This window comes from Streptomyces sp. NPDC060366, assembly GCF_042725135.1.
Classification (GTDB): domain Bacteria; phylum Actinomycetota; class Actinomycetes; order Streptomycetales; family Streptomycetaceae; genus Streptomyces.
In genome coordinates this window covers 37,670-46,583 of sequence record NZ_JBHXDC010000027.1, presented here as the reverse complement: position 1 = coordinate 46,583, position 8,914 = coordinate 37,670, and the positions used below count along the sequence as shown (strand labels likewise).

Genomic DNA, 8,914 nt, shown 5'->3' with positions numbered 1-8,914 from the left:
TCAGACGGCGGGCGCGTCCGGCCCGATCCGGCTCCGTACGGCGGTCTGCACCTCGGCCTCCTCGGCCGGATCCGCGGCGAGCCGCCGCAGCCGGTCGGCGACCCGTACGTCACCGGTCTCGGCGTGGAGCGCGGCGACCTCTCTGGTGGTCTCCTCGCAGTCCCAGAGGCATTCGACGGCGAATCCCGTGGGGTACGAGGGGTCGGTGGCCGCCAGCGCCCTGGCCGTACGGCCGCGCAGTTGTGAGGAGGCGGTCTCCCGGTACACGTGGCGCAGCACGGGTGCGGCGCAGCCGATGCCGAGCCGCCCGGTGCCGTCGACGAGGGTCCACAGGCGCGGCGCGTCGGGTCCGTCGGACCGTACGGCCTCCCGCAGTGCGCCCAGTACCAGTGGGGAGTCCTGCGCGCCGCCTCGCGAGGCGAGGACGCCCGCCGCGGAGGCGCCGAGGGCGTCGGGCCGGTGCACCCAGCCGCGCGCCCGGTCGACGGCCGCCTCGCCGCACATCCGCTCGAAGGCGGCGACCGCGGCCTCGGCCAGGCTCTCCGACGGGTCGTTAGCGGCGGCCTCGATCAGGTCGAGCACGGCGGGGTCGCGGGCCTCGGCGAGATAGTGCAGTGCGGCCGAGCGCGCGCCGGCGGGGGCGCTTCGGCCGGCTTCGACGATCGCGGCACGGTCGTCGGGTCCCGCGACCGCGGTCAGACACCGGGCGGCGGGCACATGCAGGGTGGTGCCCCGTTCGAGGCCGTCCTGCGCCCACTCGAAGACGGCCTGGACGCTCCAGCCGGGGCGCGGACCGGTCGGCCGCATCTGCTGCTGCCATCGGTCGAAGGAGCCCTGTTCCTGTGCCGCCCTGACGCGGGCGGCGACCGCCTCGCGCGGGTCGTCGGCCCACAGGCGCCAGGGCCGGGGCTCGAAGGCGCCGCGGAGCGCGGTCGCCAGCTCAGCGTCGCCTTCGGCGGTCGTGGGGAATCGGGCGAGGATCGGCGGGGCGAGCGAGCGCAGACCCGCGTCGTCGTCGCGCAGGGCCAGCTCGTCGAGCGCCCAGGTCCAGTTGGATCCCGACACGGCGTACCGGCGCAGGAGCGCCAGGGCGTCGTCTCGTCCGTAGGAGGCGAGGTGGCCGAGTACGGCGAGGGAGAGCCCGGTACGCGACTCCTCGGTGTCGAAGTGGTCCTCGGCACGGAAGAGGTGGTCTTCGAGCGGGTCGAGATCGCCGTGGAGATCCAGGTAGAGGCGTGCGTAGTAGAGGGAGCGGTTCTCGACCTGCCAGTCGTGGCGGGGGTCGTTCATGACGCAGTGGTTGAGGGCGGTGAGCGCCTCGGCACGGGGTGCGGCCAGCGCGTGCAGGGTGCCGTCGCCGCGCCCCCTTTGCAGCAGGCCGAGCAGCGTGCCGCTCGGCGCTATGACTGGATCGAACATGGGGAGAGCCTCACATCAAGCTGTCGACGCGACCGGAGTGTGGGGATGCCTAGGCTGCCTAGGCCGCGCGGCAACATCGCTCGACCGTCGTCTCCTGCTTGGTGTAGACCATCTTCCTCTGCCTCTCGTCGGTGGCCCCTTCCGGGCCCGACGTCATGATGACCCACCCATTTCGCCACCGCGACCACATTTACGACGCCTCCCTTCACCGCGCTGCGAACAGCTCCAGCAGGTCCGTCTTCCCGAACATCCGCGCTGTATCCACGGCGGAGGGTGTTCCGGCGGTCGGGTCGGCCCCGCCGGTGAGCAGCGCGCGGATCACGGCGTCCTCGCCCTTGAAGACCGCGCCGGCCAGTGGCGTCTGCCCAAGGTCGTTGGGGCGGTCGGCCTCGGCGCCACGCGAGAGCAGTGCCGTGACGGCGGGTGCGTGGCCGTGATAGGCGGCGAGCATGACCAGTGAGTCGCCCCGGTCGTTGGTGAGGTTCACGGGGACGCCCGCGTCGACGTAGGCGGCGAGCGTCTCGGTCTCCCCGCGGCGCGCGAGGTCGAAGACCTTCGTGGCGAGTTCGACGACGTCGCTGTCGGGAGCGCCGCCGCCGGGAGCCCCGCTTTGCGGGGCCGCGCCGGCCGAAGCCGCGTCGTCGGGGGTCTCGCTCATCGGTGAACCGCCTCTCGCGTCGCTGACCTGGGGTGTACGGCGGTGGAGCCGTACGGGTGAATCGACAGATTACTGCCCCGTAGACCGCTCCGGGGCTACAGAGGCCGCATCAAGCGGCACGCGAGCTTCCGCCGTCCGCCGGTCCAGTGAAATTCGTCGAATTTCACTCACTTGCACCTTTTATCACATAGATACTTACTGTGAGCATGGAACAACTCATGGTGACTGTCCCCCTCAACCAGGAGAACCCCTCATGATCCTGTCCATCTCAGGCGTCGTGCTGCTCGGAATCATCGTCTTCCTCTTCTTCAGGAAGGACGGACTCAAGGCGTCCCACGCCCTCGTCTGCGCACTCTTCGGCTTCTATCTCGCGGGCACAGCCATCGCCCCGAGCATCACGGCCGGAGGCGCCAGCCTCGCCGGCCTACTGGGCGGGATCAAGTTCTGACCGCCTTCCGTCCCTCTCGCACCTTCCGCACCTTCAGGAGACAGACGTGGCCCGGCGACCACTCCCCCGCATTCTGAGCAGCGGCAGCGCTCACATCGCTCGCAGCCGAGTGATGGCCCGCTCGGCCGCCGACAGCGCCACCGACGTCCTCCATCCGCTGATCACGATCACGCGTGGTCTGCGGCTGCTGGCCGGCTCGGGACGGCGGAAGTGGGCCGCCACGCCCAAGGAACGGCGTGGTCCCGCGCTGTTCCTGGTGGCGGCCTGCGTCCTGGTGGTCGCGCTCCTCCCTTACGGCCCCCTCCTCACCCTCATCTCGGTGATGGCGGTGGCCGGCTGGAAGGGGCGCGACCGTTCGCCTCGCCGCACCGGGCCCAACGACGCGGAGCTCCAGCGCCTGCGCTCTCTTTACGAGGCGCTGGTGCCGTACTTCTCCGTGCCGGAGGACCCCAGTCCGCTCTTCGCCCACGGCGGCGAGTGGGACAAGGCCTTCGACGAGTACGAGTTCGACGCCGACGGGCGTCTCACCCGGCTGCGGGTGTCGTACCCGGCCTACTTCACCGACGGCGAGGACTCCTCCCGCGTCCGGATCGAGCATCTGCTGCACGCGAAGTCCGGGCGTGGCCGGGAGTACCTCTTCGACTGGGACGAGGAGGGCAACGAGCTCGTCATGAGCGTGCTGCCCCCGCTTCCCACCGATATCGCCGCCCAGCGCTTCGTCACCGCTCCGGGCGAGACCGTGCTCGGCTTCACCGACGCGGCCGCCGTCCGGCGCACCGTGCCGGTCATGGAGGGCGACAAGACCCGTGACGCCCCTCCGGTGGTCTGGCGTACGGGCGCCCGTTCGACGGAGCCTCATCTGCTCGTCGCGGGGCGCCCGGGGAGCGGCACGACGAGTCTGCTGCGCTCGATCGCCCTCCAGGCGCTCGCGCACGGCGATGTCGTGATCGTGGACGGCAACGGGACCGGCGAGTACGCCAGCCTCAGTGGGCGTAGCGGCGTCCTCGCCGTGGAATGCGGGCTCTCGGGCGCCCTGTCCGGTCTCGAATGGGCCTCCAACGAGACGGAACGGCGGCTGATCGCCGCCAACCGCGCCAGGCAGTCGGGTCACGCCGTGCCCGAGGACACCAAACGCCCCCTGTGGCTCCTGCTGGACCGGCCGAGCGCCTTCACCCATCCGGCGGCCGCCGACGGGCGGCCCGATCCGCAGGAGCTGCTCCAGGTGCCGTTGCGGCACGGCAGGGCCGCGAACGTGACGGTGGTCGTGGCGGAGCAGCTCGACAACTTGGACGCGCTCAGCCGGACCGTACGGACGCACACCCGCGCCCGGGTCGTGCTGGGCGCCGCCACCCGCGACGAGCTGGCATCGGTCCTCGGAGCGCCGCCGCACACCACCCCCACGCCGGAGACCCCCACCGGCCGGGGTTACGCACGGCTTGGCACCGGACCGGTGCTCAGGCTCCAGGTCCCGGCCACGCCCGATCCGTACGACGACGCCACGAGCGACGCGCACCGACGGGCGGTGCTGGATCTGCTGCCGGACCGGCACGCACCGCTGGACGGAACGGCGGAAGCCACCGACACCGCCGGACGGACGGCCGAACCGGACCCGGAGCCGGACCCGCCCGCCCGGGCGCGGGTCAAGCGGCGACCGCGGAAGAGCCAGGCGCCGGTGCCCACCGCCGCACCGGCCGAGGGCTGACCGCCGAACGCCGTCCGCACACGCACGGCGCGGAGGTCAGGCGACGAACGTCCTCGGCATGTCCGTGCCGGCGCGCGCGCCGCTCTCCACGAGGCGGGCGGCGGCCGCCAGCCGGACCGCCGCCTCGTCGGCGACGGGACCGCCGACGGTGAACGGCAGCCGCACATAGCCCTCGAAGGCGCCGTCGACCCCGAAGCGCGGCCCGCCCGGCACCCGTACGCCGACCCGTTCGCCCACCTCCGCGATGCGCGAGCCCGAGAGTCCACCGGTGCGCACCCACAGCGTCAGCCCGCCGCGCGGCACGTCGAACTCCCAGCTCGGCAGCTCCCGGCGGACGGCCGCCACCAGCGCGTCGCGGTTCTCCGCCGCCTGGGTGCGCCGGATGTCGACCGCCTGCTCCCAGCCGCCGGTGCCCATCAGCCAGTTGATGGCGAGCTGTTCGAGCACGGGGGTGCCGAGGTCGGCGTAGGCGCGGGCGGCGACCAGTGAGCGGATGACCTCGGGCGCGGCCCGTACCCAGCCGATGCGCATACCCGCCCAGAAGGCCTTGCTGGCGGACCCGACCGTGAGGACCGCGCTGCCCGCGGGGTCGAAGGCGCAGACGGGCGGCGGGAGTTCGGCACCGGGCCGGTCCCCGTCCAGATACAGCTCGGACATCGTCTCGTCGACGACGAGCACCGTCCCCGCCGAACGCGCCGCCTCGACCAGCTGTCTGCGCTGGTCCTCACCGGCCAGGGCGCCCGTCGGGTTGTGGAAGTCGGCGACGACATAGGCGAGTCGGGGCGCGGCGTCCCGCAGTACCTGGCGCCAGCGCGGCATGTCCCAGCCGGCCAGCCCCTCGGCCATGGCGACGGGGACGAGGCGGGCGCCCGCCTCACGCATCAGTTGGAGGATGTTCGCGTAGCTGGGCGACTCGACGGCGACGCGCTCGCCGCGCCCGGCGAAGAGATGACAGATCGCGTCGATCGCGCCCATCGCGCCGGTGGTGACCATGATCTGTTCGGGCATGGTCGGGATACCGCGCGCCGTGTACCGGTCGGCGAGCGTCTGGCGCAGCGCGGGCAGTCCCGCCGGGTAGTCGCCGTGGGTGTGCGCGTACGGCGGCAGCTCCTCCAGGGCGCCACGTACGGCGCTGGTGAGCCAGGGCTCGGGCGCCGGCAGGGCCGCGCAGCCGAGGTCGATCATCGAGCCGAGGGCGTCCGGCGGCAGCGGTTCGAGGCCACGGGCGGGCAGCGGGTTCCCGGCCGGTACGGCCGTCCAGCTGCCGGATCCTCTGCGTGATTCGAGGAATCCCTCGGCGCGCAGGGCCTCGTACGCGGCGGCGACCGTCGTACGGCTGACGGAGAGGGAGAGGGCCAGTTCGCGTTCGGCGGGGAGCCGGGCGGCGACCGGGACGCGGCCTTCTAGGACGAGCAGCCTGACGCCGTCGGCGAGGGCGCGGTAGGCGGGCGGTTTACGGGTGCCGGGGCCGGCGGGTCGCTGCTGCTGGGCGTGCAGCTGGCGCGCGAGCTGAGCCGCCCCGACCGCTGAAGTCCACTGAGTCATTGAAATCAGTCCACCTTCCCCGAATTGGCCATGGTTGGCCTTCGTCTCCCCGCCACAGAGTGACACGCACCAGTCCACTCGATCCACTCCAGGAGGACAGCGCCTTGTCCATCACGCCCGCTCTCCGTGGGAAGCGGCTCCCCCGCCGACTCATCCAGCTCTACGTCGGTCTGACGCTGTACGGCGTGAGTTCGGCCCTGCTGGTCAGGGGTGGTCTGGGACTGGAACCGTGGGGCGTGCTGCATCAGGGCCTGTCCGAACTGACCGGTCTGACCATGGGCGTCGTCTCGATCGTCGTCGGCGCGGTCGTGCTGCTGCTGTGGATCCCGATCCGGCAGCGACCCGGGCTCGGCACGGTCTCCAACGTCTTCGTGGTCGGCGTCGCGATGGACGGCGCCCTGGCCGTCATCCCGGACGGCCGCGTTCTCGCCGTACAGATCCCGCTGCTGATCGGCGGAATCGTCTTCAACGGTGTGGCCACCGGTCTCTACATCGCCGCCCGGTTCGGCCCCGGTCCCCGCGACGGTCTGATGACGGGGCTGCACCTGCTCACCGGCCGGTCGGTACGGCTGGTCCGTACCGGGATCGAGGTGGCCGTCGTCGCCACCGGTTTCGTTCTCGGCGGTTCCGTCGGGATCGGCACGATCGCCTACGCGCTCGCGATAGGGCCGCTCGCCCAGCTGTTCCTGCGGGTCTTCGTCGTCCCGGCGACGGACGACGGCGGCACGGTCGTCGCCGGGGGTTCTCCGGAGCAGGCCATACTTCGGCCGTGACTCCCGTACGCCATCCCTATCTGGACCATCCGTGGCCGATCCCGTTCGCCCACCGCGGCGGAGCGGCCGACGGGATCGAGAACACGGCGGCCGCCTTCCGGCGCGCCGCCGGACTCGGTTTCCGGTACTTCGAGACCGATGTGCACACCACGGCCGACGGCCGGCTCGTCGCTTTCCACGACGAGACCCTCGACCGGGTCACCGACCTGCGCGGCCGGATCTCCGAGCTGTCGTGGAGCGAGATCAGCAGGGCCAGGGTCGGCGGCGGTGAACCGCTCGCGCTCTTCGAGGACCTTCTGGAGGAGTTCCCCGACGCCCGCTGGAACATCGACATGAAGGCGGAGCCGGCCCTGCGCCCGCTGATCGGGCTGATCCGGCGGACGGACTGCTGGGACCGGGTGTGCGTGGGCTCGTTCTCGGAGGCGCGGGTCGCACGGGCGCAGCGGCTGGCGGGCCCGCGGCTCGCCACGTCGTACGGCGTGCGCGGGGTTCTCGGCCTGCGGCTGCGCTCGTACGGGGTGCCCGTGCCCGTCCGCGGGGGCGCCGTCTGCGCGCAGGTCCCACAGGACCAGAGCGGTGTGCGGGTGGTCGACGAACGCTTCGTGAGGACGGCGCACGCCCGTGGTCTCCAGGTGCACGTGTGGACCGTCAACGAGGCTGATCGGATGCGGGCCCTCCTGGACCTTGGTGTGGATGGCATCATGACCGATCATCTGGAGACGCTGCGCGCGGTGTTGACCGAGCGCGGGCTCTGGCACTGACCGGTACGGATGTCCCCTTCGGGGACGAATGAGGGGGCGCGGGGTGACCGCCGACACCGCGGACCTGACCGACGACGAGACGGGCCGCATACGTGAGCAACGCGGCTGGTACTTCTACGACTTCGCGTGTTCCGTCTACTCGACGAGCGTCGTCACCGTCTTCCTCGGCCCGTATCTGACGTCCGTGGCGAAGGCCGCGGCCGACGCGGACGGTTTCGTCCATCCGCTGGGCATCCCGGTGCGGGCCGGTTCGGTCTTCGCGTACTCGGTGTCCGTCTCGATCGTGGTGGCCGTACTGCTGATGCCGCTGGCCGGCGCGGCGGCGGACCGGACGGGGCGCAAGAAGCCGCTGCTGGCCGTCGCGGCGTACGTCGGGGCGGGAGCCACGGCGGGCATGTTCTTCCTGGACGGCGACCGCTATGTGCTGGGCGTCGTGCTGCTGATCGTGGCGAACGCCTCGCTGTCGGTGTCGATGGCGCTCTACAACGCCTATCTGCCCCAGATAGCCACCCCCGAGGAGCGCGACGCCGTCTCCTCACGAGGCTGGGCGTTCGGCTACACCTCGGGCGCCTTCGTCCTCGTACTGAACCTGATTCTCTACACCGGCCACGAGTCGTTCGGTGTCTCGGAGTCGACGGCCGTGCGGATCTGTCTGGCCTCCGCCGGTGTCTGGTGGGGCGCGTTCACGCTGGTGCCACTGAGTCGGCTGCGCGACCGGCGGGTGGCGAGGGACAGCGGCAAGGCGGGCGAGGGATCGGTCGGTACGGGCTGGCGCCAGCTGATGGCCACGCTGCGCGACATGCGCCGCCATCCCCTGACGCTCTCCTTCCTGCTCGCCTATCTGATCTACAACGACGGCGTGCAGACGGTGATCTCCCAGGCGTCGATCTACGGCTCCGAGGAGCTGGGGCTGGACCAGACGACGCTGATCACGGCCGTACTGCTGGTGCAGATCCTCGCGGTGGCGGGCGCGCTCGGCATGGGTCGGCTGGCGCGGACCCACGGGGCCAAACGGACGATTCTCGCCTCGCTGGCCGTCTGGACGGTGATCCTGGGGGCCGGATATTTCCTGCCCGCCGGGAAGCCGGTCTGGTTCTTCGGCCTCGCCGCCGCGATCGGCATGGTCCTCGGCGGGAGTCAGGCGCTGTCGCGTTCGCTGTTCTCGCATCTGGTGCCGCGCGGCAAGGAGGCCGAGTACTTCGCCGCGTACGAGATGAGCGACCGGGGTCTGAGCTGGCTGGGGCCGCTGGTGTTCGGCCTCGCCTATCAGGTCACCGGCAGCTACCGGGACGCGATCCTCTCCTTGGTGATCTTCTTCGTGATCGGGTTCGTGCTGCTGGCGCGGGTACCGGTCCGCCGGGCCGTGGCCGAGGCCGGAAACCCCGTACCGGACCGGATTTAGACGTTGAAGTGAAAGCGCGGTAGTGTACGCCGTTGGCCTGCCAGCCGGACCGTTACTGCGTGTCACAGAAGCGAAAACACCGGATGACATCCAGCGCTAGATGTGACAAACCGGGCACTGGTGGGTAAACAAGGGGCGGCACGACGGGCGACGCATGACCCGCTACGGGAATCTTTACCGCCGACCGGACGTTGACCGGATGACGA

Annotated in this window: 8 protein-coding genes; 5 read left to right on the top strand and 3 right to left on the bottom strand. The window is 71.3% G+C overall.

Annotation, left to right across the window (positions count from 1 at the left end):
- Entirely contained in the window at positions 1-1,419 is a 1,419-nt protein-coding gene (locus tag ACFWHU_RS35875; protein ID WP_387230293.1) for a HEAT repeat domain-containing protein, read from the bottom strand.
- A 205-nt stretch (positions 1,420-1,624) separates the two neighbouring features.
- Positions 1,625-2,077 (bottom strand): ankyrin repeat domain-containing protein, encoded by a 453-nt coding sequence (locus ACFWHU_RS35870; protein WP_387230291.1) that lies wholly within the window; start codon positions 2,075-2,077, stop codon positions 1,625-1,627.
- Positions 2,078-2,330: 253 nt separating this feature from the next.
- Between ACFWHU_RS35870 and ACFWHU_RS35865 the strand changes: the two genes are divergently transcribed.
- Both ACFWHU_RS35865 and ACFWHU_RS35860 read left to right on the top strand, forming a co-directional pair.
- Positions 2,331-2,525 carry a hypothetical protein gene (locus ACFWHU_RS35865; protein ID WP_055611072.1) on the top strand — a complete coding sequence of 65 codons (195 nt, stop codon included), beginning with the start codon at positions 2,331-2,333 and terminating at the stop codon, positions 2,523-2,525.
- 46 nt (positions 2,526-2,571) lie between these two features.
- A complete protein-coding gene (locus ACFWHU_RS35860) occupies positions 2,572-4,227 on the top strand; it encodes a hypothetical protein (RefSeq protein WP_387230289.1) in 1,656 nt (551 codons plus the stop codon).
- A 36-nt stretch (positions 4,228-4,263) separates the two neighbouring features.
- Here the strand turns inward: ACFWHU_RS35860 and ACFWHU_RS35855 are convergent, their stop codons facing one another.
- Positions 4,264-5,772, bottom strand: a complete 1,509-nt coding sequence (locus ACFWHU_RS35855; protein WP_385801982.1) for a PLP-dependent aminotransferase family protein — start codon at positions 5,770-5,772, stop codon at positions 4,264-4,266.
- A gap of 104 nt (positions 5,773-5,876) precedes the next feature.
- Between ACFWHU_RS35855 and ACFWHU_RS35850 the strand changes: the two genes are divergently transcribed.
- Genes ACFWHU_RS35850 through ACFWHU_RS35840 form a run of 3 tightly spaced genes read left to right on the top strand, consistent with a single transcriptional unit; the run spans position 5,877 to position 8,708 of the window.
- The gene (locus tag ACFWHU_RS35850; protein WP_387230287.1) at positions 5,877-6,545 is read left to right on the top strand and encodes a YitT family protein; all 669 of its coding nucleotides are present in this window, start codon (positions 5,877-5,879) and stop codon (positions 6,543-6,545) included.
- Positions 6,542-7,306, top strand: a complete 765-nt coding sequence (locus tag ACFWHU_RS35845) for a glycerophosphodiester phosphodiesterase (protein WP_385801978.1) — start codon at positions 6,542-6,544, stop codon at positions 7,304-7,306. The genes ACFWHU_RS35850 and ACFWHU_RS35845 overlap by 4 nt, the downstream gene beginning before the upstream one ends.
- Positions 7,307-7,349: 43 nt before the next feature.
- Positions 7,350-8,708 (top strand): MFS transporter, encoded by a 1,359-nt coding sequence (locus ACFWHU_RS35840; RefSeq protein WP_385801976.1) that lies wholly within the window; start codon positions 7,350-7,352, stop codon positions 8,706-8,708.
- The last annotated feature ends 206 nt before the right edge of the window (positions 8,709-8,914 follow it).